The organism is Rhodanobacter sp. Root480 (genome assembly GCF_001426645.1).
In the GTDB taxonomy this organism is placed as follows: Bacteria; Pseudomonadota; Gammaproteobacteria; order Xanthomonadales; family Rhodanobacteraceae; genus Rhodanobacter; species Rhodanobacter ginsenosidimutans.
Map to the genome: position 1 here is coordinate 669,805 of NZ_LMEX01000002.1, position 23,434 is coordinate 693,238.

General features: G+C 67.0%; 22 protein-coding genes. 17 read left to right on the top strand and 5 right to left on the bottom strand.

Annotated elements, in window-relative coordinates; translation table 11 throughout:
* Window positions 1–27: 27 nt before the first annotated feature.
* From ASD22_RS10040 to ASD22_RS10075, 8 genes are all read left to right on the top strand, one after another.
* Window positions 28–1,230: a GGDEF domain-containing protein gene (locus ASD22_RS10040; RefSeq protein WP_056082550.1), complete on the top strand. Its 1,203-nt coding sequence runs from the start codon at window positions 28–30 to the stop codon at window positions 1,228–1,230.
* Window positions 1,231–1,265: 35 nt separating this feature from the next.
* Window positions 1,266–1,616 carry a hypothetical protein gene (locus ASD22_RS10045; protein ID WP_056082552.1) on the top strand — a complete coding sequence of 117 codons (351 nt, stop codon included), beginning with the start codon at window positions 1,266–1,268 and terminating at the stop codon, window positions 1,614–1,616.
* 102 nt (window positions 1,617–1,718) lie between these two features.
* Window positions 1,719–2,990 carry a TCR/Tet family MFS transporter gene (locus ASD22_RS10050; protein ID WP_056082555.1) on the top strand — a complete coding sequence of 424 codons (1,272 nt, stop codon included), beginning with the start codon at window positions 1,719–1,721 and terminating at the stop codon, window positions 2,988–2,990.
* Window positions 2,987–3,493, top strand: coding sequence for a DUF1993 domain-containing protein (locus tag ASD22_RS10055; protein WP_056082558.1), 507 nt, complete (start codon window positions 2,987–2,989; stop codon window positions 3,491–3,493). Before ASD22_RS10050 ends, ASD22_RS10055 begins: the two co-directional genes overlap by 4 nt.
* Before the next feature lie 113 nt (window positions 3,494–3,606).
* Window positions 3,607–5,247 carry an NAD(P)/FAD-dependent oxidoreductase gene (locus tag ASD22_RS10060; protein WP_056082561.1) on the top strand — a complete coding sequence of 547 codons (1,641 nt, stop codon included), beginning with the start codon at window positions 3,607–3,609 and terminating at the stop codon, window positions 5,245–5,247.
* A gap of 77 nt (window positions 5,248–5,324) precedes the next feature.
* A complete protein-coding gene (locus tag ASD22_RS10065) occupies window positions 5,325–5,582 on the top strand; it encodes a helix-turn-helix transcriptional regulator (protein WP_082546030.1) in 258 nt (85 codons plus the stop codon).
* 32 nt (window positions 5,583–5,614) lie between these two features.
* The gene (locus tag ASD22_RS10070) at window positions 5,615–6,961 is read left to right on the top strand and encodes a type II toxin-antitoxin system HipA family toxin (RefSeq protein WP_056084131.1); all 1,347 of its coding nucleotides are present in this window, start codon (window positions 5,615–5,617) and stop codon (window positions 6,959–6,961) included.
* A 180-nt stretch (window positions 6,962–7,141) separates the two neighbouring features.
* On the top strand, window positions 7,142–7,795 hold the full coding sequence (locus tag ASD22_RS10075) for a DsbA family oxidoreductase (protein WP_056082566.1): 654 nt from the start codon (window positions 7,142–7,144) through the stop codon (window positions 7,793–7,795).
* Between the two features lie 55 nt (window positions 7,796–7,850).
* Here the strand turns inward: ASD22_RS10075 and ASD22_RS16700 are convergent, their stop codons facing one another.
* The gene (locus tag ASD22_RS16700) at window positions 7,851–8,018 is read right to left on the bottom strand and encodes a hypothetical protein (protein WP_156458986.1); all 168 of its coding nucleotides are present in this window, start codon (window positions 8,016–8,018) and stop codon (window positions 7,851–7,853) included.
* A gap of 69 nt (window positions 8,019–8,087) precedes the next feature.
* On the bottom strand, window positions 8,088–10,991 hold the full coding sequence (locus ASD22_RS10080) for an EAL domain-containing protein (protein WP_235577612.1): 2,904 nt from the start codon (window positions 10,989–10,991) through the stop codon (window positions 8,088–8,090).
* Between the two features lie 275 nt (window positions 10,992–11,266).
* Between ASD22_RS10080 and dinG the strand changes: the two genes are divergently transcribed.
* From dinG to ASD22_RS10095, 3 genes are all read left to right on the top strand, one after another.
* Window positions 11,267–13,387: an ATP-dependent DNA helicase DinG gene (dinG, locus tag ASD22_RS10085; protein WP_056082573.1), complete on the top strand. Its 2,121-nt coding sequence runs from the start codon at window positions 11,267–11,269 to the stop codon at window positions 13,385–13,387.
* Between the two features lie 160 nt (window positions 13,388–13,547).
* The gene (locus tag ASD22_RS10090) at window positions 13,548–13,745 is read left to right on the top strand and encodes a hypothetical protein (RefSeq protein ID WP_056082576.1); all 198 of its coding nucleotides are present in this window, start codon (window positions 13,548–13,550) and stop codon (window positions 13,743–13,745) included.
* Between the two features lie 42 nt (window positions 13,746–13,787).
* The gene (locus ASD22_RS10095) at window positions 13,788–14,189 is read left to right on the top strand and encodes a YchJ family metal-binding protein (protein ID WP_056082581.1); all 402 of its coding nucleotides are present in this window, start codon (window positions 13,788–13,790) and stop codon (window positions 14,187–14,189) included.
* A gap of 27 nt (window positions 14,190–14,216) precedes the next feature.
* On the opposite strand, the gene ligB is transcribed toward ASD22_RS10095, so the two are convergent.
* The 3 genes from ligB to ASD22_RS10110 form a co-directional block, all read right to left on the bottom strand.
* Window positions 14,217–15,899, bottom strand: a complete 1,683-nt coding sequence (gene ligB / locus ASD22_RS10100) for an NAD-dependent DNA ligase LigB (RefSeq protein WP_056082582.1) — start codon at window positions 15,897–15,899, stop codon at window positions 14,217–14,219.
* 114 nt (window positions 15,900–16,013) lie between these two features.
* Window positions 16,014–16,781, bottom strand: coding sequence for an NRDE family protein (locus tag ASD22_RS10105; protein WP_056082585.1), 768 nt, complete (start codon window positions 16,779–16,781; stop codon window positions 16,014–16,016).
* Between the two features lie 72 nt (window positions 16,782–16,853).
* Window positions 16,854–18,023 (bottom strand): aldose epimerase family protein, encoded by a 1,170-nt coding sequence (locus ASD22_RS10110; protein WP_056082588.1) that lies wholly within the window; start codon window positions 18,021–18,023, stop codon window positions 16,854–16,856.
* Between the two features lie 294 nt (window positions 18,024–18,317).
* Between ASD22_RS10110 and ASD22_RS10115 the strand changes: the two genes are divergently transcribed.
* Genes ASD22_RS10115 through ASD22_RS10140 form a run of 6 tightly spaced genes read left to right on the top strand, consistent with a single transcriptional unit; the run spans window position 18,318 to window position 23,402 of the window.
* Window positions 18,318–18,992 carry a FadR/GntR family transcriptional regulator gene (locus ASD22_RS10115; RefSeq protein WP_082520210.1) on the top strand — a complete coding sequence of 225 codons (675 nt, stop codon included), beginning with the start codon at window positions 18,318–18,320 and terminating at the stop codon, window positions 18,990–18,992.
* A gap of 4 nt (window positions 18,993–18,996) precedes the next feature.
* Complete coding sequence (locus ASD22_RS10120) at window positions 18,997–19,947, top strand: 2-dehydro-3-deoxygalactonokinase (protein ID WP_056082595.1); 951 nt, start codon at window positions 18,997–18,999, stop codon at window positions 19,945–19,947.
* Window positions 19,944–20,579, top strand: coding sequence for a 2-dehydro-3-deoxy-6-phosphogalactonate aldolase (locus tag ASD22_RS10125; RefSeq protein ID WP_056082598.1), 636 nt, complete (start codon window positions 19,944–19,946; stop codon window positions 20,577–20,579). The genes ASD22_RS10120 and ASD22_RS10125 overlap by 4 nt, the downstream gene beginning before the upstream one ends.
* Window positions 20,576–21,724 carry a galactonate dehydratase gene (gene dgoD, locus ASD22_RS10130; RefSeq protein ID WP_056082602.1) on the top strand — a complete coding sequence of 383 codons (1,149 nt, stop codon included), beginning with the start codon at window positions 20,576–20,578 and terminating at the stop codon, window positions 21,722–21,724. The genes ASD22_RS10125 and dgoD overlap by 4 nt, the downstream gene beginning before the upstream one ends.
* Window positions 21,725–21,729: 5 nt before the next feature.
* Window positions 21,730–22,497, top strand: coding sequence for an SDR family oxidoreductase (locus ASD22_RS10135; protein ID WP_082520211.1), 768 nt, complete (start codon window positions 21,730–21,732; stop codon window positions 22,495–22,497).
* On the top strand, window positions 22,494–23,402 hold the full coding sequence (locus tag ASD22_RS10140; RefSeq protein WP_056082607.1) for an SMP-30/gluconolactonase/LRE family protein: 909 nt from the start codon (window positions 22,494–22,496) through the stop codon (window positions 23,400–23,402). The genes ASD22_RS10135 and ASD22_RS10140 overlap by 4 nt, the downstream gene beginning before the upstream one ends.
* Window positions 23,403–23,434 lie beyond the last annotated feature (32 nt).

The window sequence follows — 23,434 nt, forward strand, 5'->3', positions numbered from 1 at the left end:
GCACGGCCGCCCTGACCCCTCCCCACTGTGCACATTGATCTGGTCACCCTGAGCCTGGTCGGCGCGCTGCAGGCCTTGCTGCTGGCGCCTTTGCTGCTTGCCGCCACCCGCGCCTACACCGGCGTGGCGCGCCAGAGCCTGCGCATCTGGGGCACGGTGCTGGTGTTGCAGGCGCTGGGCTGGGCGCTGATGGGTGCGCGCGACCAGATCAGCGGCTGGCTGTCGATCGTGCTGGCCAACGGCGTATTGATGATCTCCTACGCCGAGACGACGCGCGCCTTGCGCCTGCTGCTGGGCGTGCCGCCGCGACGCGGCCTGCTGGCGGCCATCGGCATCAGCGGCTGGCTCGGCATCGTGTGGTTCGCCCAGGTGAAACCGGATTACCCGATGCGGGTGTATATCGCGACCGTGTCGCTGGGCGGCTTCCTGCTGTTGTTGCTGTGGCCGCTGCGGCATGCGCTGCGACCGGGCGGGTCGACCGCGCAGCGGGTGATGCTGCTGGTGTTGCTGGGTGCAACGGCGGGCTGGTTTTTCCGCGTGTGCGAGTTGATATTCGGCGACGTGCCGACACCTGGCCTGCTGGCCGCCACGCCGGGCAATATCGCGCAGATGATCTACAGCGCGATGGAGCCGGTATTCGCCAGCGTCGGGTTCCTGCTGATGTACAACGAACTCGCGCAGGCGGAATTGCGGCGCCTGGCGCGCACCGATGCGCTCACCGGCATGCTCAACCGGTTTGCGCTGGACGAGATGGCGCAGCGGCTTTTCCAGCAGACTTCACCGCATTCCGGCGCGGTGTTGATGATCGACATCGACCACTTCAAGACGATCAACGACCGCTTCGGCCACGCCGGCGGTGACCGCATGCTGGCTGCGCTGGCCCGCGGTATCAGCCAGTGTCTGCGCGCGGACGACGTGCTCGGCCGCGTGGGCGGCGAGGAGTTTCTGGTGCTGCTGCCCGGTACCGGCATCGACGACGCGCTGACGCTGGCCGAACGGTTGCGCACGACGGTGTCCGGCATCCAGGTGACACTGGATGGCGAGCCGCAAACGGTAACGATATCGATCGGCGTCGCCGTGCGGCAGGCGGAAGACAAAGGCCCCGGCGCCCTGGTTCGACGCGCCGACCGCGCGCTTTACGCGGCCAAGAACGCCGGCCGCGATCGGGTGGCCACGCTGGACGCCACGCAGCCCACCCCGACCCGCGGCGTCGCGGAATGCGGCGGCTGATGGCAAGCGCGCGGCCAAACTGATCCAATGCGCCGATGCGCTTACCGCCGACCCTGCCGCTGATCCTGCTGTTTTCCCTGTGCTGCGCCGCCGCGCACGGGCGCGACTATCCGGCCACGCCGTCCGGGTATCTGGCCATGATCGATGCGAGCGGTGACGGCCGCATCAGTGAGGCGGAATACGTGGGCTACCTGAGCGCCGGCTTTCGCCGCATGGACCGCAACGGCGACAACGTGCTCGATGCCGATGAACTGCCGCCCGGCCCGCGCCAAACGCCGCGCAGCCTGGCGGCGTTCCAGGCCGACCTCGCCGCACAATTCCACCGGCTGGACCGCAACGGCGACGGCTCGCTGAGTGCGAAGGAACTGGCCCAGCCGCCACGCTGAACAGTCGGGCAGCATCCACATGCGAGCGTACGGCGCGGATGGCGAATGCGCGCCATGCCGCCATGATTCCGCTATCGTGCGCTTCTTTTCCTGCGCCACCCCATGAACCCGCCGACCGCCACTCGCCATCGCGCCGCGCTGGCCTTCATCTACGTCACCGTGCTGCTGGACATGCTGGCGTTCGGCATCATCATCCCGGTGTTGCCGCACCTGATCGAGCAGCTGGCCGGCGGCGGCATTGCCAAGGCCGCGTGGTGGGTAGGCATTTTCAGCACGGTGTTCGCGATCGTGCAGTTCGTGTTTTCGCCGGTGCAGGGCGCGTTGTCGGACCGCTTCGGACGGCGGCCGGTGATCCTCATCTCCAATCTCGGCCTGGCGGTGGATTTCGTGGTGTTGGCGCTGGCGCCCACGCTGTGGCTGCTGTTCGTGGCGCGCATCCTGCTGGGTATGACCGCGGCCAGCTTCAGCACCGCCAATGCCTATATCGCGGACATCACGCCCAAGGAGAAGCGCGCGGCCGCGTTCGGCATCCTGGGCAGCGCGTTCGGGCTGGGCTTCATCATCGGACCGGGGCTGGGTGGCTTTCTGGGCGGCATCGCGTTGCGGCTGCCGTTCTGGGTGGCGGCGGGGCTGGCGCTGTGCAACTTCCTGTACGGCTGCTTCATCCTGCCCGAGTCGTTGCCGAAGGAACGTCGCACCGCACGCATCGAACTGCACAGCGCGCACCCGTTCGGGGCGCTGAAGCTGCTGCGCCGCCAGCCGCAAGTATTCGGGCTGGCGGTGGTGCTGTTTCTGGTTTACCTGGCGCATTACGTGTTGCAGACGGTGTTCGTGCTGTACGCGGATTACCGCTACAGCTGGGGCCCGCAGGCGGTGGGCTATGTGCTGATGCTGGTCGGCGCCTGCGACGGTTTCGTGCAGGCGGTGCTGACCGGCAAGCTGGCGCCGCGCTTCGGCGAGCGCCGCGTGTTGCTGGCCGGCATGGCGTTCGGCGTCGGCGCGTTCCTGGTGATGGGTGTGGCTGACAGCGGCAGCGTGTTCCTGTTCGGCGTCCCGTTGCTGGCGCTGTGGGGACTGGCGATGCCGCCGATCCAGTCGATCATGACCCAGCATGTGGAGCCCTCCGAACAGGGCCGGCTGCAGGGCGCGATCGGCAGTCTCGGCAGTTTCGCGGGCATCTTCGGACCGTATCTTTTCGCGCAGGTTTTCGCGCTGTCGATCGCGCCCTCCGCGTCGATCCACCTGCCCGGTGTAGCCTTCGTGCTTTCGGCCACGCTGATGCTGGTGGGCCTGGTGATTGCCGCCCGCGTCACCCGGCATCCACCGCCGGCGGTGGCCGTGCCCCTTCTCCACGAAACCCAGGAACAACCATGACCCTGTCCATGTACCAAGCCTCCGCCCCCGTCTTCATCCGCGCCCTGGGCAACCTCACCCATGTGCTGAAAAAAGGCGAGGCCCACGCCAAGGCCAAGAACGTCACCGATGAAGCCCTGCTGCAAACGCGGCTGATCATCGACATGCTGCCGCTGATCAAGCAGATCCAGATTGCCTGCGACATGGCGACCCGCGGCATGGCCCGGTTGGCCGGCGTGGAACCGCAGAGCTTCGAGGACAACGAAACCACGCTGGAGCAGGCGTACGACCGCATTGCGCGCGCCACCGACTACATCAAAAGTTTCAAGCCCGAGCAGATCGACGGCAGCGAAACCCGCGCTATCCAGCTGAAAATGCGCAGCGGCGAATTGAATTTCGAAGGCCAGACGTACCTGTTGCACTTCCTGATCCCGAACGTCTTTTTCCACTGCACCACCGCGTACAACATCCTGCGCGAGGCGGGCACGGAGATCGGCAAGATGGATTTCGTCGGCCAGGCGTAAGCCCTGCTCCCTCTCCTCCGACGACGTCCGGGGAGAGGGTTGGGGTGAGGGGCGCTTTGATCCCACCCCACCCACATCTGCGAAAATGCAGTACCCATGCGCCGGATTTACCCATGTTGCGATTGACCGACCTCAAGCTGCCGCTCGACCACAGCGAGGCGGCACTCACCGCCGCGCTGCTCAGGCGGCTGGGCATCGAGGCGGCCGACCTCACCGGTTACCAGGTGGCGCGGCGCGGCTACGATGCGCGCAAGCGCGGCGCGATCGTGCTGATCTATGCACTGGATATCGACACGCCGCGCGAAGCCGAACTGCTGCAGCGCTTCGCCGACGACACGCATGTACGACCCACGCCGGATACGAATTACCACTTCGTGGCCAAGGCGCCACCGCGAATCGAACACCGTCCGCTGGTGATCGGCTTCGGGCCCTGCGGTCTGTTCGCGGGGTTGATCCTGGCGCAGATGGGTTTTCGCCCGATCATCCTGGACCGCGGCAAGGAAGTGCGCGAGCGCACCAAAGACACGTGGGATCTGTGGCGCAAGCGCGAGCTGCATCCGGAATCCAACGTGCAGTTCGGCGAGGGCGGCGCGGGCACGTTTTCCGACGGAAAGCTGCACAGCCAGATCCGCGACCCGCTGCACCACGGCCGCAAGGTGCTGACCGAATTCGTCAAGGCGGGCGCGCCGGAGGAAATCCTCTACGTCAGCAAGCCGCACATCGGCACGTTCCGGCTGGTGTCGATGGTGGAGAACATGCGCACCACGATCGAGTCGCTGGGCGGCGAGATCCGCTTCAGCCAGCGCGTGGATGATCTGCTGCTGGAAGCGGGTGCGGATGGCCAACAGCGGATCCGTGGCGTCGCGCTGGCCAGCGGCGAGCAGATCCGCGCCGATCACGTGGTGCTGGCGCTGGGCCACAGCGCCCGCGACACCTTCGAGATGCTGCATGCACGCGGCGTGTATCTTGAAGCCAAACCCTTCTCCATCGGCTTCCGCATCGAGCATCCGCAGTCGGTGATCGACCGCGCCCGCTTCGGGCCGCAGGCCGGTCATCCGATGCTCGGCGCGGCCGACTACAAGCTGGTGCATCACGGCAAAGGCGGACGCTCGGTCTACAGCTTCTGCATGTGCCCCGGCGGCACCGTGGTCGCGGCCACCAGCGAGCCCGGCCGCGTGGTCACCAACGGCATGAGCCAGTACTCGCGCAACGAGCGCAACGCGAACGCCGCCGTGGTGGTCGGCATCGAGCCCGCCGATTTCGCGCCGTATGGCGAAGGCCCGCTGGCCGGCATCGCCTTGCAGCGCGCGCTGGAGAGTCACGCCTATGTCCTGGGCGGTGAAAACTACAGTGCTCCCGCGCAGCTCGTGGGTGATTTCCTGGCCGGCCGCGCGTCGCGCGACTTCGGCGACGTGCAGCCGTCGTATCAACCTGGCGTGACGCTGGGCAACCTGGACGGCGCGCTGCCCGATTACGCCATCGCCGCCATCCGCGAAGCGCTGCCCGCGTTCGAACGGCAGATCCGCGGTTACGCGATGCCGGACGCCATCCTCACCGGCGTCGAAACCCGCACGTCCTCACCCGTGCGCATCACCCGCGACAACGACAACCTGCAAAGCCTCAACACCCGCGGCTTGTATCCCGCCGGCGAAGGTGCCGGGTATGCCGGCGGCATTCTTTCCGCCGCCGTGGATGGGATCAAGGTGGCGGAAGCGGTGGCGCGGGATATCGCGGCGCGAGGCTTGTCTGCATAATTTCAACCCAAGGGTTGAAATGCCGCATTTAAACCTGTAAGTTGAACATCACCATATCAACCTATAGGTTGAAGTGCATGCATTCGACGCCAATCCTCCTTCCCACTCAGTTGGGCGATATTCTGCGTAGTGCCCGGCTGAATCGCGGTCTGACCCAAACCGATATCGCCCGGCAACTCGGCATCAGTACCCAAGCCGTATCCAAGCTGGAGAACAATGCCGCCCGGGTCTCGTTCGACCGGATCCACCGGTTATGCCAGGTGCTGGGGCTCGAACTGCTTGTGCAGGACAAACCCACAATGAACTTGCGCGACGCAGGCGCGCCGGAGTGGTAACCACGCCGCGCTCGCTGGCCCTGGACCTATGGATGAACGGCCAGTACGTCGGCACCTGGGAACGCTCCAAAGGTGCCGCCGATCGGCTGACCTACGACGCCGGCTGGATCCAGTCCGAAGCAGGACGCCCGTTGTCACTGTCGCTGCCGTTCGGACACGCCCATGGACGCAGCAATGACATACCGGTCTTGCGCGGCGACAAGGTCGCGGCCTATTTCGAGAACCTGATTCCGGACAACGAGCGCATCCTGCAACGCTTGCGCGATCGCCATGGCGCGCGCTCCACGACCCCCTTCGACCTGCTCGCGGCGATCGGCCGCGACTGCGTCGGCGCCATCCAGTTGTTGCCCGCAGGAGTGGACCCGGGCGACATCCGCCACATCGAGGCCACGTCGCTCAACGAAGCGGGGGTCGCGGATGTATTGCGCAACACCACGCTGTCCCGATATCCGGGCCAAACGGCCGATGACGACGCGTTTCGCCTGTCGATTGCCGGTGCGCAGGAAAAGACCGCGCTGCTGCGGCATCGCGGACGCTGGTGTATCCCGCACGGCGCCACGCCATCCACCCACATTTTCAAGTTGCCCCTGGGATTGGTCGGCAATGTGCAGGCCGACATGCGCATGTCGGTCGAACTGGAATGGCTTTGCATGGCCTTGGTGCGCGAATACGGCCTGCCCGTTGCCCATGCTGAAATTGGCCGTTTTGAAGACCAGAAGGCCCTGATCGTCGAGCGCTTCGATCGCGTTCGCGCACGCGACGGCCACTACTGGCTGCGCATTCCGCAGGAGGATTTCTGCCAGGTCACCGGATTGCCGCCGAACCGCAAGTACGAAAGCGACGGCGGCCCGGGCATTCGTCAGATCATGGATGTCCTGCGCGGTTCCGAGAACGCCGACACGGACCGCGAGAACTTCTTCCGGACGCAAATAGTGTTCTGGATCATGGGCGCCACCGACGGCCACGCCAAGAATTTCAGCCTCACCCTGCTCGCCGGCGGGCGCTATCGACGCACGCCGCTATACGACATCCTGTCCACTTGGCCCATCCAGGGCCGCGGCGCAAACCGCATGGATGCGCGCAAGGCGCGGCTGGCGATGGCGGTGGAAGGCGACAACCGCCACTACCTGATTCACGACATCCATCGCTGGCACTGGGTCGGCATGGCCGAAAGCCTGGGACTCGGCGATCGTATTTCGGCGATGATCGAAGACCTCATCGACCGTACCCCGCGCGCACTCGATGCCATGGCAAAGCGCTTGCCGGAGGATTTCCCCGCGGAGCTGTTCGACCGTGTGGCAAGCGGCATGACCGATGCCGTCAAACGGCTGGCCAGAGAGCCTGATCGTCGATCAGCAACGTCAATCGGCAAACGTTGAGCTGAACCTCGCCCAGGCCCCACGCGCACATGCCTGTGGTTGCCATGCAGGTCGTCGCAAAGCGTCTGCCGGGCGCCGTGCAATTCGCTGCGCTTCCTGCAATGGGCGTCGCTGCAGCGCCTTGAAGCAGTCAGCCCCACCCCCAATCTCCTGTCTGTTCACTTCATTGGCAGACAAACCATGACCACTCCCGCCTCCGTCCGCATCGACTTTGTCTCCGACGTTTCCTGCCCGTGGTGCGCGATCGGGCTGACGTCCTTGCAGCAGGCGCTGACGAAACTCGATGGCGAGGTGGCTGCCGAGATTCATTTCCAGCCGTTCGAGTTGAATCCGCAGATGGCGGCCGAGGGCGAGGATTCCACCGAGCATCTGGTGCGCAAGTACGGCAGCTCGGCCGACCAGATCGACGCGAACCGCGCGATGATCCGCGAGCGTGGCGCCGCGCTGGGCTTCACCTTCAACATGGATCGGCGCAGCCGCGTCTACAACACGTTCGATGCGCACCGGCTGCTGCATTGGGCCGAGCTGGAAGGGCGGCACATCGCGTTGAAGCAGATCCTGCTGCGCGCGTATTTCACCGACGGCGAAGACGTCAGCGCGCACGACACGCTGGTGCGACTGGCGGTTGAAGCGGACCTCGATGCGGAGCGTGCGCGGCAGATTCTCGCCGGCGACGAATTTGCCGACGAGGTGCGCGCGCAGGAGCAGTTCTTCCAGTCGCGCGGCATCCATTCGGTGCCGGCCACGATCGTCAACGGTCAGCACCTGATTTCCGGCGGGCAGCCGCCGGAGGCCTTCGAGCAGGCGCTGCGTCAGATCGTTGCGGCAGCCTGAAATCCCCGCGCGGGTTGCTTTCGCTGACCGCGCAGGTACGTACTAGTCCAGCGTTTCAGGGGTGCTCGATGCCCATGTCGCGATGCGACTGGCGCTTCACTTCCTCGGCGCCTTTTTCCTTTTTGTCATCGCGGCGATCCTGCAGCTTCTCGTCGTGTTTGGCGACGTCGCTCTCGTTGCGATCGCCGGTGCCGTGCTTGCGGTCAGCGGGTGGACGGGTCATGGCGCTCCTCCGGGGTTTTCGCCCAGATTAGGCCGCCGCCACTGATGGATTCGTGATGCCGTGCGAGCGTCAGGCGCTCTCGGACGTCAGCCAGTGCGCGATGGGCGAGGGGTAGCCCATCAGATAACCCTGCCCCAGCTCGCAACCCATCGCCTGCAACGCACCGTATTGCACGTCGGTTTCGATGCCTTCGGCGATCACCTCGATACCCAGCGCGCGCGACAACGCCAGAATCGCGGCGACCACCGTGGTGCTGTTGGTGTTGGCGCCCTTGTCCAGCTCGTGCACGAAGGCGCGATCGATCTTCAGCATCCGCAGCGGCAGCGAGTGCAGGTAGCTCAGCGATGAGTAGCCGGTGCCGAAATCGTCCAGTGCGGCGCCGACGCCGGCGGCGCGCAGGCGCTCCAGCGTCGCGCGCACGCGTTCGGGGTTGTCCAGCAACGCGCCTTCGGTGACCTCGGCGATCAACCGCGCAGGTGGCAGGCCGGTGCGTTCCAGCAGGGCGATCAGTCGCTCGTCGAAATCGGCGTGGCGCAGGTGCAGCGCCGAAACGTTGATCGTCATGAAAGTGTCGGCGGCGCCGTCGCGCATCAGATGCGTGCAGCTCAGCTCGAACATGCGCCAGTCGATCGCCTCGATCAGGCCGCTGTCCTCGGCGATCTTGAGGAAGTCGGCCGGGCGCAGCACGCCGCGTTGCGGATGGTTCCAGCGGATCAGCGCCTCGTAACCAACCACCTTGCCACCATCGAGGTGGCAGATCGGCTGGAAGTACGGCTCGAACTGATCCTGCGCCAGCGCCTGGCGCAATTCGCCCTCCATTGCCAGCACGTCGATCACGTTCCTGGCCAGCGTCTCGTCGAACAACGCATAGCGCTTGCGACCCAGCGCCTTGGCGCGGTACAGCGCGATGTCGGCGTCGCGCAACATCTCGTCGGCCGCGTTGTACTGCCCGTCGCCGATGGCAATGCCCACGCTGGCGGTGGTCTGCAGCTCCTTGCCGGCGATCATCATCGAGGCGCTGAGGGCGTCGAGCACGCGTTGCGCCACCATCATGGCGTCGGCGGGTTTGTCCACCTCTTCCACCAGGATGGCGAACTCGTCGCCGGACAACCGCGCTACCAGGTCGGGGTAACGCACGCAGTTGGCGAGGCGGTTGGACACCTCTTTCAGCACCTCGTCGCCGGCCAGGTGACCGAGGCTGTCGTTGATGATCTTGAAGCGATCGACATCAAGGTAGAGCAAGGCGCAGCGGCGCGAGGGCTCGCGCCGGATGGCGGCCAGCACGCGATCCATGCGATCGCGCAGGTAGCCACGGTTGGGCAAGCCGGTGAGCAGGTCGTGCATGACCTGATGCTTGAGCTGGTCCTGCACGCGTTCGCGCTCGATGATCTCCTTGCGCAGCGCCAGCGTGCGCTCCTCGACGCGCTGCTCCAGCTCTTCATAGGCGCGACGCAACGACTCGGCCGAGCGCCGCCGCATCAGGCTGCTGGCGATCTGGGTGGCGACAAAGCTGAGCAGTTCCTGGTCCGCCTGGTCATAGACGACATCGCGCGAATAACTCTGCACGGTGACCACGCCGATCACCTCGTCACCCACGATCAGCGGCACGCCCAACCAGCAGGTCGCCTTGGCACCGGCCTGCGCCGACGATGCCTCGCCGCTGCGCACGAGCTTGCGGATGTCGGCCTTGTTGGCCAGCAGCGCCTTGCCGTGGCGCAATACGTATTCGCTGAGGCCACGCCCCAGCGGGCGCTCCGCCAGCTGCGGATTGGCCGCATCCACCGAGTACGGAAACATCAGCCGCTTGCCGTCGTCGGACACCAGCGCGATGTAGAAATTCTTGGCGTTGAGCAAATCGTCGACCACCGCATGCACGCGGCGATAAAACTCGTCCTGGCCGATGTCGGCGGTCGCCAGCTGCGCGATCTGGAACAGCGCCGCCTGCAGGTGCTCGGCACGCTGGCGCTCCACGATCTCCAACTGCAAGCCGCGGTTGGCTTCGGCCAGTTCCAGCGTGCGCAGTTGCACGCGCTGCTCGAGATCGGCCTTGGATTGCTTGCGCTCCAGCGCCGTGAGGATGTGGCTGCCGACGAACTCCAGCAGGGCCAGGTCCTCATTGGTGAAGCCCAAACCTTGCTGGTAGTTGTGCACCACAAGGGCACCGCCCAACTGGCCGTCGCGCAGCATCGGCACGCCCAGCCAGTCGTAACTTTCCGGGCCTTGCAGATTCATCGGGCCGGACACCTGGCTGCGCAGCTCGCGGGTGTTGCCCATGCGCGCCTTGCCGTCGCGGATTACGTACCAGGTGAGCGTGTGCTCGATGGCGCTCAGCGGCAGGTCCTGGCCATCGCCAGGTACGGCCGGCTCCTCCACGTCCACGAAATACAGGAAACGGATCGTGTCGTTGGCGGGGTGGTACATCACGATGCAGAAGTTTTCCGCGTACATCAACGTGCTGACGATGCCGTGGATGTCGCTGAGCATGTCCGGCATGTCGCGGTCGGAACCGGCCAGGTCGGAAATGGCGAACAGCGCACGCTGCAGGGTTTCCGAGCGCGCCAGTTGACGGTGGGAATCCTGCAGTTCGAACCATTCCAGCGCCCGGCGCAGGTGCTGACCGGCCAATTGCAGCGGCGCCGCCAGGCCATCGAGGAGCGCGGTGCCGTCCTGACCTTGCGCGATCGTCAGTACCAGCAGCACCGGCTCGGGCCGCTGGCAGATGCGCAGGGCCACGCGGTTCTGTTCCGGATGCGGGCACGCCGAACTGGAGCGCGCGGCATCCTGCAACCACGGCCAGTCGGAAGAATCGACCCAGCATGGCGGCGCGCTGTAATGGTTGGAGGGATCACCGAGCCCCCACACCACGAACGCCTTCTCGCAACCGGGCTGGGCCTGCGCCAGTGAAGCAATCGTCACGCCGACTTCGTCGGGCGTGTGCGCAGCGGCGAGGCGCGCCAGCCATATCAGCTGCAAAGAGCCTTCTGACGGCGTCGATCGCACAGCACCCGCCTGCATCATTCTGAGGTTCCCCAATCGCGGCCCGCCAACGCCTGTTGGCCGCCGACGGCTTATTGTCGCGCATCGCTCCCTTGCGCGTCGCATGAGCGTGCCCGCAAGCGGGCGTCGGCGCAATACCGATATAAACTGTGCTGCTCGCACCGCGCGCACGGCCGGTGCCCGCGGCATCATCCGCGCCTGCCATCATCGGCCGCGGCGATGCCCTTCCAGCGTCACAGGTTTACCCACGCATGCTTGCCGACACCACCAAAGATGCCATCCGCGCCGCCTATGCACGCCTGAAAGACGGCCTGCCGGGTTTCCGCGCGCGCGCCTCGCAGGGCCGGATGATCGCCGAGGTGGCCAAGGCGTTCGGCCAGGCAGGCGGCGTGGCGGTGATCGAGGCGCCCACCGGCACCGGCAAGTCGATGGCGTACCTGATTGCCGGGGTGGAAGTGGCGCGCTTCCAGAAAAAGAAACTGTTGATCGCCACCGCCACCGTGGCGCTGCAGGAGCAACTGGTACAACGCGACATCCCGCTGTACCTGCAGCTCAACGGCATCGAGGCGAAAGTGGCGCTGGCCAAGGGTCGCGGCCGCTATCTGTGTCCGCGCAACCTGGCACTGGCCGCCAACAGCATCAACGACACCGCGCAGATGGGCCTGGCCGGCTTCGATGCCGACCTGGTGCTGTGGACCAAGCCGCCGCAGCCACGCGACAAGCAGGCACTGGTCAAACTCGGCGCCGCGTTCGAGAGCCACGAGTGGAATGGCGACATGGACAGCGCGCCGGAGCCGGTCAGCGACCTGCTGCGCCCGATGCTCACCACCAGCGCCGGCGGCTGCACCAACCGCAAATGCGCGCACTTCATGAACTGCCCGTTCTTCACCGCGCGGCGCGCGGTGGAAGACGCCGAGATCATCGTGGCCAACCAGGATCTGGTGCTGGCCGACCTGACCATGCCGGGCGAGAGCGCCAGCAACGGCGAGCCAGCCTGGGGCGGCGTGATCCTGCCGCGACCGGACGAGACGCTGTACATCTTCGACGAAGGCCACCACGTGCCGGGCAAGGCGATCGATCGAGGCGCCGCCGAGGTGTACATGAACGTCACCGTGCGCCAGCTGAGCCGGCTTGGCCGGCAGGTGCACGCGGCCTATTCACTGACCGACAAGGAAACCCTGGGCAAGCTCAGCCTGGACAAGGGCGACGAGAAACTGCAGGAACTCAGCAATACGCTGGAGGAACTGGAGAAGGAAATCCACCTCGGCTGGCTGCCCGATCCATCCGAGACCGAGCCGATGTACCGCGGCTCGCTGGGCCAGTTGCCGGAGGCCTGGGTGGCGCACGCGCAAGTGCTCAGCGCATACACCAACGAGGTGCAGCGCTGGCTGGCCGCCGTGCGCCGCGCGGTGGTGGAAATGACCGACGGCGGCCCCACCCAGGAGGCGCTGTCGCGCGAACTGGGCATCGCGCTGGAGCGGATCGACAAACAGGCCCGCTGCTGGCGCGCATGGGCGGCGGAGGACCCCGACAACGCCCCACCGATGGCGCGCTGGGTCACCCTGGGCGGCGATCAGCAACTGGTCTGCCACGCCTCGGCCGTCTCCGCCGGTGGCCTGCTGCGCAGCGTGCTGTGGGGCAACGCCAGCGGCGTGGTGCTGACCTCGGCCACGTTGAGCGCGGGCGGCAACTTTCGTGGCTTCGCCGACGCGGTGGGGCTGCCCGGCGATGCGGTGACCTTGAGTTTGCCTTCGCCATTCGACCTCGCCGCGCAGGCACGGCTGGAAGTGCCGATGATGCGCACACTGCCCGACGCACGCGAGGCGCACGCCGAGGAAATCAGTGAATGGCTGGCCGAGCATCTGGACTGGGATGCGGGCAATCTGGTGCTGTTCACTTCGCGGGTGAAACTGGACCGCGTGTTGCAAAAACTGCCCATCGCGATGGTGCGCAAGGTGCGCGCCCAAGGCTCGCTGGGCAAGTCGCAACTGGTCGCCGAGCACTGCGCCGACATCGAAGCCGGCAAGGGCAGCACGCTGTTCGGGCTGGCCTCCTTCGGCGAAGGTCTGGACCTGCCCGGCAAGCTGTGCGAGACGGTAGTGATCACCCAGCTGCCGTTCGCCGTACCCACCGATCCGGTGGGCGCCACCTACGCCGAGTGGCTGGAATCACGCGGCCGCAACCCGTTCATCGAAGTCAGCATCCCCGAGGCCACGCGCCTGCTCACCCAATATTGCGGCCGCCTGATCCGCGCCGAAACCGACCAGGGCCGCATCGTGCTGCTGGATCGACGCGTGGTCACCAAGCGCTACGGCAGCGGCATGCTGAAGGCACTGCCTCCGTTCCGGCGGGTGATTGAGCGCACCGCCTGAACGGCGCGCGCCTTGCTGCCTCCCCTGCTCGCAGGGGAGGGCCGGGTTAGGTCGCTCTTGATCTCGCGCTCCCGCAACCCGGAGGTACCGAAAGTCATCTACGCCGCACGACGGCCCTGCGCTAGAGTGACCGCATTCTCCGATCCGCGAGGCACACGACATGGCCGGTTTCCTGCTTTGGTTGTTGCTGCTGGTGTTCTGCTGGCCGCTGGCGCTGCTGGCGCTGGTGCTGTACCCGATCGTGTGGTTGCTGTTGCTGCCGCTGCGGTTGGTGGGCATTACAGTGACGGCGGTGTTTGCCTTCCTCGGTGCGCTGATGATGTTGCCGGCGCGCGTGCTGCGTGGGCGTCCCGCCTGAGCGCGACCTGCACAATGCCGCCAAACCGGGTACAAGTGCGGCATGAAATCCATCGACACCATGACGCCGTGCCCGTGCGGCAACGACGCCGGCTACGCCGCTTGCTGTGGCCCGCTGCACGACGGCAAGCCGGCTGAGTCGGCCGAGCAGTTGATGCGCTCGCGCTACAGCGCGTATGTGCTGTTGCGTGAGGATTACCTGCTGGCCAGCTGGCATGCCGATACGCGGCCGGCGTCGCTGCGATTGGCCGCGCAGCAACCGGCGCCGACCTGGCTGGGGCTGGATATCCGCCAGCATCACGTCATCGACAGCGATCACGCCACCGTCGAGTTCGTGGCCCGCTACCGGCTCGGTGGAGGTCGCGCGCAACGCCAGCACGAAACCAGCCGCTTCGTGCGGGTAAACGATCGCTGGTTCTATCGCGATGGCGAGATCAAGGCCTGACCGCCCGCAGCGACGCGGCGGCTTTCTTCAAAACCCGATCACGCCCAGGGCATGGAGGTGCGCTGCCAAAGCACGCACGTCGGCATGCCGGAAGAACGCCAGCAGGTGCTGCGCCCGCCCCGGCCCGATGCCTCCGCTGGCTTGCCACTGATCATCGTTGCGCGCCGCCAGGGTGTGCCAATCAGTCAGTGCGATGGTGCCGCTGGCAGGCATGCCCAGCGCGTGCAGCCAACGTTTGAAAGGACGCGCACGGGCGGCGGCGAACGCGTGCAGCAGTGCCTCCGCACGCGCATCGCCGACGCCGGGCACCGCCGCCAACTGCGCGGCCGTGAGATCCATCCAGTCGAGCAGCCCGTGCACCAGTCCGGCGTCGATCAGGGCTTGCCACGTATCGGGACCCAGGCCATCCAGCTGCAATCCGGATTTGCCGCCCAGCCAGACCAGCCGCGCCAGGAACTGCCGCTCGCAGCCTGGCGCCCATCGCCAGCAACTGAGGGTATCGTGCTGCGCCGGATCGGGCGGCGTCACCGGCGGGCGTTGCTGCGCCCGCCACGCCACCGATTGCAGGCGCGGGATGGTCAGCCCGGCCAGCGCCACTTCCACCTGATCACCCGGACGAATATCCAGCTGCTGCCAGCGTCGCAGCGAACCCACGCTGACGCGTTGCACGCGGTGATCGTCCAATTGCACCGGCTCCAGTTCCAGCACGGGCGTGATGCGGCCGCTGCGACCGACGGTGAAGGTCACCGCACGCACTTCGGCCAGCGCCTGGGCGGCAGGATATTTCCACGCCACGGCCCATTCCGGCGGCTCGGCCCGCCAGGTCGAGGCTCCCGGCCGCCGGCTCTGGCGCAGCACGGTGCCATCGGCGGCAAACGGCATCGGCTGCCGGTACCACCGCCGACGCCAACGCTCAACATCGGCAAGTGTGCCCACCGGCTGGGTGTAATCCGCGCTGTCGGTCAGGCCCATCGCGCGCAAACCGGCCAACCGCGAGGGCATGTCGGCCGGGCCGCTGGGCCAGTCCCACACGAACAAGCCGATGTGTGCCGCGGTCGCCGCGTCCAGCGTGTCGCGCGCCATGGCGCCAGCCACCGCCGAACGTGCGTTGACGCCACCATCGCGCGCCTGCACATGGCTGGACAGGCGCCAGTAGAGCTCACCCTGCAATACCACCCGCGACGGCGCGTTGGGCAGGTGGCGCGGGATCGCAGCGATCCGCAACGCCTTGGCGGTCCAGTTCGATCCATGCAGGCCATCGCCGCGGCTGGTCGCCTGGCGCAGTTCGCCATCGCGATATAGCAAGGTCACCGCCACCCCGTCGGCCTTGGGCTGCACCCACAGATCGCTGCCGTGCGACCGCATCCACGTTGCCACCGCGGCGGCATCGGGCAACTTCGCCAGCCCCGTCTGCGCCACTGGCGCGGTGACCGCACCGCTCGCGTCAGCGAGATGCGCGAGGGGTGGGGGTGCCTGCTGGGGAAAGCAGGCGCGCCAGCGGTCGAACCGCTGCAGCGCCTGGTCGTACACCGCGTCATCGACCGGCGACTGGCCGGTCACGCGATAGGCGTGGTTCCAGCCATCCAGCCGGTCATGCAGCGCGCCGAGTTCCTGCCGGGCCTGCGCCGCAGGCCACTGGGGACAGGTCGCCCCCGCCATCGTGGCCGCCAGGAAACCGGGTACGCCCAGCCACCGCCATCGCTTGCGCATGTGTGTTCCGCATCGTGATCGTCACCGCAGCGTGATGGGCACGCCCGGTTGCGGAGTAGCGGCCCATGACCTGACCCTTCGTAGTCGGTCGCCGCAACGCGGCGCAGCCGATCGCTAGCCCGCGCCGCCGATGGGTATCGACGATTGGCCGTCCATACGGCCATTCGGTCCGTAGCGACGTTCGACGATCACGCCCGCACCGTGGCGGTCGATCGCCACCACCGTGCTGGCGCGCGTGCCGTAGTGTTCGCCGCGGATGAAGGCGGCCGAAAGCAGCCGCTCGCGCTCAAGCCCCACGCCGGTCTGCGGCAGTTCCGCATCGGCGGCGGGCTGTTCGTCGGCCAGCGCCTCGAACAGCGGCTCGAAACCGTCATCGCCGCCCTCGTCGATCCACTGCTGCAAGCGCTGCATCAAGTTGCGCGTCTTGGGCCACGGCGTATTGAAATCGGCGTTGGACAAGCCGTGCACGCCCGGCGTGATCGCCTGCGCCCGCGGCTGCGGCCGGTTGCCCAGGTAGAAGCCGTCACGGCCGTCGAAGGTGAGCAGATTGAATGGCCGGAACGTGGCCGCCGATGCCAGCAATTGGGTGGCGTGGGTGGCGGCATCGGCGGCACCGGCCAGATAGTCGGTGGCCAGCATGCCGCGCGACACACCCAATTGCGGATCGCTGGGATCGCGCACATTGGTGACCACGCAGCAGCGTCCCGCATCGGTGACGCCCAGCCAGGTGCCACCAGCCTGCAGGTCGCGCCCGCCGATGATCGGCAGGTCGTCCCAGCGCGCCAGCGCGGCGCTGGGGCGTGCGTGCATTTCGTCGCGATTGCCTGCCAGCAGCAGGCGCCAGCGTGGATGGGCATCCCAGGCGAAAGCGATCAGACACATGGCGGAACAATGATGGTCGACATGCCGACCATTGTGGGCGATGCGCCACGGCTCGGCCAGCCGTGGCCGGCCTCAGGGCGACGGCGCGACGGCATCCGTGGTGGAGAACGCATACACGATGTGGTTGCGGTAGGTCTGGCCGGGCATCAGGCGCGCCGAGCCGAACGCCGGCTGGTTCGGCGTGTCGGGAAACAGCTCCGGCTCCAGCGCGAACCCGGCGTTGTGCTGGTAGTGCGTCCCGCTGGTGCCGATCGAGGTGCCGTTCAGATGATTGGCGGAATAGAACTGCAGGCCCGGCTGGTTGGAATGCAGGGTCAGCACGCGGCCGGAAGCGGGATCTTCCGCCCGCGCCATCAGCCGCATTTTGTTGTCGGGATGGCGGCTGATCACCCAGTTGTGGTCGTAGCCATGGGCAATCAGCAACTGCGGCTCGCCGTTGCGATGGATGTCCTGGCCGATCGGCTTGCCTTGGCGGAAATCGAAAGCGGTGCTGGTGACGTCGGCGAACTTGCCGGTGGGGATCGCCCCCGCATCGACCGGCAGATACGTATCCGCGGGGATCGTCAGGCGCTGGTCCAGCACGTTGCCCGACGCCTCGCCCGCCAGGTTCCAGTAGATGTGGTTGGTGATGTTGACGATCGTGGGCTTGTCGGTAGTGGCGGTATAGTCGATCGTCAGCCGGTTGTCCGCGCCCAGCGTGTAGACGGCGGTGGCGGTCAGCTTGCCCGGAAAACCCATGTCGCCATCGGGGCTGACATAGCGCAGGGTGACGCTGGCGCCGTTGGCGTCGTGCGTGGTATCGACCACCGTCCACAACACCTTGTCGAAACCGATCGGGCCACTGTGCAGCGAATTGACGCCGTCAGTGAGCGGCAGTTGGTAGGTGTGGCCGTCCAGCGTGAAGCGGCCCTTGGCGATGCGGTTGGCATAGCGCCCCACCGTGGCGCCGAAGCACTGCGGCCTGGCCAGGTACTCCGCCAGGTCGATCGAGCCCAGCACGATATTGACCGGCTTGCCGTCGCGATCGGGCGCGCTGAGCGAGCGCACCGCGGCACCCAGCGTGATCACCTGCGCCACCAGGCCATGACCGTTGTCCAGCGTGACCTCGCCCACCTTGCGGCCGTCGGGCATGGTGCCGAAATCGCCACGGGTGACGCTGGTGGCCGTGCTGGCCACCGCGGTCAATGGCAGCGCGACCACCGCCCAACCCAACCACCGCCTGATCCGATTCGCTCGCTTCATGTCCGGCCTCGTTGAAGGGCACAGCACCATGCGCGGCCGGCCCGTGTGATAATATTGTATGACTAATTGAACTATCCGCCGGGCCGATACCCAACGCCATCCGGCCTTCCGCACACCCTTGCCAGCGCCCCTTCCGATCATCGTACTTACTATGACGACTGCACCCCGCTCTCAGCAAGGCGACCGGCAGCGAGTGGCTGGACGCCCGCTCGTCCGGCCACCCATCGATGCCGGTGCGGCAGGCCTGCGACCATGATCAGGTCGACATCTCCCCGAAACCTGCACGGCCACGTCATGCACGAGCTTGGGCGGCGCATCGTGGGTGGCGAGTTGCGCCCCGGCGATGTGCTGCCGCGCGAGGAACTGCTGGCCGAACAGATGAACGTGAGCCGCACCGCACTGCGCGAGGCGATGAAGGTGTTGTCGGCCAAGGGGCTGGTGGAGTCGCGCACCAAGGTCGGCACCCGCGTGCGCGACCCGCGCTACTGGCATCAGCTGGACGCCGACGTGCTGGCGTGGCGTTGCGCGCTGATGCCCACCGAGGATTTCGTGCAGAAGCTGGCGGAGATGCGCGAGATCATCGAACCCAGCGCCGCTGCCGCCGCCGCGCGGCGCGGCAGCGAGGAACAACTCAAACGACTCGAAGCCGCCTACGCCGCGATGGATGCCGCACAGACGCTGGACGCCTGGGCCGAGGCCGATCTCGATTTCCACGAGGCGCTGCTCAGCGCCACCAACAACGAGCTGATGATTTCGCTGTTCTCGGTGATCGAAACCGCGCTGGGCACGTTCTTCGTGCTGTCCGCGCGCACCGTGAAAAATTTCAAATATTCATTGCCCCACCATCGCAAGGTGCTCGACGCGGTGCGTCGCCGGCAACCCGAAGCCGCCCGGCGCGCCATGCAACGCATGATCGCCGACTCCAGCGCCCCCACGAACAAGACGCGCCGCCATGTGGAGAAAGGTTGAAACCATGGGCTGGCTGATCGGCCTCGACTGGGGCACCACCAGCCTGCGCGCGATGCTGTTCGACGGCGAAGGCGGCGTGCACGAAACCCGCCACCGCGCCTGGGGGATCCGCCAGTTGCCGGAAGGCGGGTTCGAGGCTGCGCTGTCATCGATCTGCGAAGGCTGGCCGTCATGCCCGGTGCTGGCCGCCGGCATGATCGGCAGCCAGCAGGGCTGGCACGAAGCGCCCTATGTCGACACGCCCGCCGACGTGCACGCGTTGGCTGCCCATCTGGTAACGGTAGCGGCCGCCGACGGACGCCGCATCCACATCATTCCGGGCGTGCGCGACGGCGTGGGCCCCAATGTGATGCGGGGCGAGGAAACCCAACTGATCGGCGTGCTGGATGCGCAGCCACGCCTCGCCGAAGGCACGCCGCTGGTGTTGCCCGGCACGCACAGCAAATGGGTGCAGTTGCACCGGCGCCGCATCACCGGTTTCACCACGATGATGACCGGCGAGTTGTACGGCTTGCTGCGCACGCACTCGATCCTTGGCACCGGCCTGCCCGATGCACGCGCCGCAGCACGCCACCACGAAAGCTTCGATGGCGGCGTGCGCGCCGCCCGCGCCAGCGGCTCGGCCGGCGTGCTGACGCGGCTGTTTTCCGCGCGCACGCTGGTGCTCGAAGGAAAGCTGGATGCCGCCGCCGTGCCCGACTATCTGTCCGGCCTGCTGATTGGCGAAGAGTGGCGCGCCGCGCTCGCCGCCGGCTGGCTCGATCGCGGCGAGATCCCGGTATTGATCGGCGATGAAGCGTTGTGCCTGCGCTACCGCCGCGCCGCCGCCTTGTTCGACCTGCCCGACCCCACCTGGATCGCCGACGCTACCGCGCGCGGCCTGTGGCGCATCGCCCGCGTCGCCGGCCTGGCCGTCGATCGCACACCTCCCGTCCCCATGGAGCTCCCCGGATGATCCGTTCCTGGCTCGACCCGTTACCGCTCATCGCCATCCTGCGCGGCCTCACCCCACGTGAGGCCGTCGCCATCGGCGAAGTGATTGCCGACGCCGGCTTCCGCATGCTGGAAGTGCCGCTGAATTCGCCCGACCCGCTGGAAAGCATCCGCTTGCTGCATGAACGGCTGGGCGAGCGCTGCCTGATCGGCGCCGGCACGGTGATGACGCCGGCGCAGGTCGACGACATCGCCGCCGCCGGCGGCAAGCTGATCGTGATGCCGCACGCGGACACGCAGGTGATCGCCGCCGCCAAGCGCGCCGGCATGGTCTGTACACCCGGCGTGGCCACGCCCACCGAGGCGTTCGCCGCGCTGGCCGCCGGCGCCGATGCGCTGAAGATCTTCCCGGCCGAACAGGTCAGCCCGGCCGTGGTGAAAGCGTGGCGTGCGGTCTTGCCGCGCGATCTGGCGCTGCTGCCGGTGGGCGGCATCACGCCCGACAACATGCAACCCTACGTCGACGCGGGCGCCAACGGTTTCGGCATCGGCTCGGCGCTGTACGCGCCCGGCCGCGACGTGGCCGACGTGGGCCGCCGCGCGCAGGCGTTTGCGCGAGCGTGGGCTGCGCTGCCGCGGGGAGAACGCGCATGAAGATCACCAAGCTCACCACCTTCCTGGTGCCGCCGCGCTGGTTGTTCCTGCGCATCGACACCGATGCGGGCATCTGCGGCTGGGGCGAGCCGGTGGTGGAAGGCCGCGCGCATACCGTGGCAGCCGCCGTGGATGAGCTTTCCGATTACCTGATCGGCAAGGACCCGCGCCACATCGAGGATCTGTGGAACGTGATGTATCGCGGCGGCTTCTATCGCGGCGGCCCGATCCTGATGAGTGCCATCGCCGGCATCGACCAGGCGCTGTGGGACATCAAGGGCAAGGATCTGGACGTGCCGGTGCATGCGCTGCTGGGCGGCCCGGTGCGCGACCGCATCCGCGTGTATTCGTGGATCGGCGGCGATCGCCCGGCCGATACGGCCAGGGCCGCCAGCGAGGCGGTGGGGCGCGGCTTCACCGCGGTGAAGATGAATGCCACCGAGGAAATGCAGTATGTCGACACGCACGACAAGGTCGAGCACGTGCTGGCCAACGTGCAGGCGGTGCGTGAGGCGGTGGGGCCGAACGTGGGCCTTGGGCTCGATTTCCACGGCCGCGTGCACAAGCCAATGGCCAAGGTGCTGATGCGCGAACTGGCGCCGTACAAGCTGATGTTCATCGAGGAGCCGGTGCTGTCCGACCATCTGGAGGCGATCCCCGAACTGGCCGCAATTTCGCCCGCGCCGATCGCGCTGGGCGAACGGCTGTACTCGCGCTACGACTTCAAGCGCGTATTGCAGCGCGGCGGCGTGGACATCATCCAGCCCGACCCGTCGCATGCCGGCGGCATCACCGAAACCTGCAAGATCGCCGCGATGGCCGAAGCCTACGACGTGGCGCTGGCGCTGCATTGCCCGCTGGGTCCGATCGCGCTGGCGGCCAACCTGCAGATCGACGCGGTGTGCCACAACGCGTTCATCCAGGAGCAGAGCCTGGGCATCCACTACAACGCCGGCAACGACCTGCTCGACTACATCAGCGACCGCAGCGTTTTCGCCTATGAAAACGGCTTCGTCACCATCCCCGGCGGCCCCGGCCTGGGTATCACGGTGAACGAGGAATACGTCGCCGAACGCGCCGCCGTCGGCCATCGTTGGCGCAACCCGATCTGGCGCCACGCGGATAACAGCGTGGCGGAATGGTGACCCGGATGAAACCCGCGTATGCCACTTATCCCAGCCTCGCCAACCGCGCGGTATTGATCACGGGCGGCGCCAGCGGCATCGGCGCCGCTTTCGTCCAGCACTTCGCGCGTCAGGGTGCGCGGGTGGCGTTTCTCGACCTTGATACCGCGTCAGCGCAATCGCTGCTCGATGACTTGGGCGAGGTGAATCACACGCCGCTGTTCATCGCCTGCGACCTCACCGACCTGGATGCGCTGAAGGGCGCGATCGACCAGGCGCGCGCGCACATCGGCCCGATCGCGGTGCTGATCAATAACGCCGCCAACGACGTGCGGCACGATTTCGCCGCCACCACCGCCGCCGACTTCGAGCGCAGCGTGGCGGTGAATCTGCGCCACCAGTATTTCGCCACGCAGGCGGTGGTCGAGGACATGAAATCGCTGGGCGGCGGCTCGGTGATCTGCCTGGGCTCCACCGGCTGGATGATCAAGAACGCGGGCTATCCGATGTACACGATGGCCAAAGCCGCCATTCACGGCCTGGTGGCGGGGCTGGCCCGCGAACTGGGCCAGCACCACATCCGCATCAACTGCCTGGTGCCCGGCTGGGTGATCACCGAGAAGCAGCAGCGGTTGTGGCTGGACGCCGAGGGCGAAGCCGACATCGCCCGCAATCAATGCCTGCCCGGCCATGTGATGGCCGAAGACCTGGCCCGCGGCGCGCTGTTCCTGGCGGCCGACGACAGCCGTATGCTGACCGCCAAGGATCTGATCATCGACGGAGGCTGGACATGAGCAACGCGGCACAACCCGTCGTCGAGGCGGCCAACCGGCTGGGTGAGGGCGTGCAGTGGTGCCCGCGCACGCAGGCGCTGTACTGGACCGACATCCTCGCCTCGACGCTGTGGCGCTACACGCCGCATGACGGGGCCACGCGCCAATGGGCGATGCCTGAGCGGCTGGCTTCATTCGCGCTGTGCGAGGCCGATGGCTGGCTGCTGTTGGGACTTGCCTCGCGGCTGGCGTTTTTCAACCTCGACAGCGGCGAACTGCAACCCATCGCCGCGGTGGAAGCCGATCTGCCCACCCGCCTCAACGACGCCGTCTGCGACCGCCAGGGCCGGTTCGTCTTCGGCACCATGCACGAACCCGAAGGCGATGCGCCGAAACAGGCCATCGGCGGCTTCTACCGGCTGAACACCGACCTGTCGCTGGAACGCCTGCCGCTGCCGTCGGTGGCGATCAGCAACAGTCTGGCCTTCAGCTCCGACGGCACCACGATGTATTTCTGCGATTCGCCCACCCAGCGCATCCAGTGCTGCGATTACGCGGCCGATGGCAGCCTGGGCGCCCCGCGCACCTTCGTCGACCTGGCCGGCATTGAAGGCGATCCCGACGGTTCCACGGTGGACGCCGAGGGTGGTTTGTGGAATGCGCAATGGGGCATGTCGCGCGTGGTGCGTTACCGCGCCGATGGCCGCGAAGACACCATCGTGCCGCTGCCCGCACGACAGCCGACGCGGCCGGCACTGGGTGGCGCGGCGCTGGACACGCTGTACATCACCAGCGCCCGCGACGGCCTGTCCGCCGCTACGGTGCGCGATGAACCGCGCAACGGCGCGCTGTTCGCCACACCTGCTCCCGCGGGCGTGCGCGGCCTCGCCGAGGCCCGCTTCGGCGGCAACCCTTCGCTCAGGTGAGCGGCTCGAACTGAGTCGTGCCAAACCCAGCG

Coding starts and splice junctions, on each gene's coding strand:
- ASD22_RS10095 (WP_056082581.1), top strand. CDS start 13,788: ATGAAATCCATCGACACCATGACGCCGTGCCCGTGCGGCAACGACGCC.
- ASD22_RS10060 (WP_056082561.1), top strand. CDS start 3,607: ATGTTGCGATTGACCGACCTCAAGCTGCCGCTCGACCACAGCGAGGCG.
- dinG (WP_056082573.1), top strand. CDS start 11,267: ATGCTTGCCGACACCACCAAAGATGCCATCCGCGCCGCCTATGCACGC.
- ASD22_RS10045 (WP_056082552.1), top strand. CDS start 1,266: ATGCGCTTACCGCCGACCCTGCCGCTGATCCTGCTGTTTTCCCTGTGC.
- ASD22_RS10050 (WP_056082555.1), top strand. CDS start 1,719: ATGAACCCGCCGACCGCCACTCGCCATCGCGCCGCGCTGGCCTTCATC.
- dgoD (WP_056082602.1), top strand. CDS start 20,576: ATGAAGATCACCAAGCTCACCACCTTCCTGGTGCCGCCGCGCTGGTTG.
- ligB (WP_056082582.1), bottom strand. CDS start 15,899: ATGCGCAAGCGATGGCGGTGGCTGGGCGTACCCGGTTTCCTGGCGGCC.
- ASD22_RS16700 (WP_156458986.1), bottom strand. CDS start 8,018: ATGACCCGTCCACCCGCTGACCGCAAGCACGGCACCGGCGATCGCAAC.
- ASD22_RS10140 (WP_056082607.1), top strand. CDS start 22,494: ATGAGCAACGCGGCACAACCCGTCGTCGAGGCGGCCAACCGGCTGGGT.
- ASD22_RS10090 (WP_056082576.1), top strand. CDS start 13,548: ATGGCCGGTTTCCTGCTTTGGTTGTTGCTGCTGGTGTTCTGCTGGCCG.
- ASD22_RS10135 (WP_082520211.1), top strand. CDS start 21,730: ATGAAACCCGCGTATGCCACTTATCCCAGCCTCGCCAACCGCGCGGTA.
- ASD22_RS10075 (WP_056082566.1), top strand. CDS start 7,142: ATGACCACTCCCGCCTCCGTCCGCATCGACTTTGTCTCCGACGTTTCC.
- ASD22_RS10120 (WP_056082595.1), top strand. CDS start 18,997: ATGGGCTGGCTGATCGGCCTCGACTGGGGCACCACCAGCCTGCGCGCG.
- ASD22_RS10065 (WP_082546030.1), top strand. CDS start 5,325: ATGCATTCGACGCCAATCCTCCTTCCCACTCAGTTGGGCGATATTCTG.
- ASD22_RS10125 (WP_056082598.1), top strand. CDS start 19,944: ATGATCCGTTCCTGGCTCGACCCGTTACCGCTCATCGCCATCCTGCGC.
- ASD22_RS10115 (WP_082520210.1), top strand. CDS start 18,318: ATGCACGAGCTTGGGCGGCGCATCGTGGGTGGCGAGTTGCGCCCCGGC.
- ASD22_RS10105 (WP_056082585.1), bottom strand. CDS start 16,781: ATGTGTCTGATCGCTTTCGCCTGGGATGCCCATCCACGCTGGCGCCTG.
- ASD22_RS10055 (WP_056082558.1), top strand. CDS start 2,987: ATGACCCTGTCCATGTACCAAGCCTCCGCCCCCGTCTTCATCCGCGCC.
- ASD22_RS10070 (WP_056084131.1), top strand. CDS start 5,615: ATGAACGGCCAGTACGTCGGCACCTGGGAACGCTCCAAAGGTGCCGCC.
- ASD22_RS10110 (WP_056082588.1), bottom strand. CDS start 18,023: ATGAAGCGAGCGAATCGGATCAGGCGGTGGTTGGGTTGGGCGGTGGTC.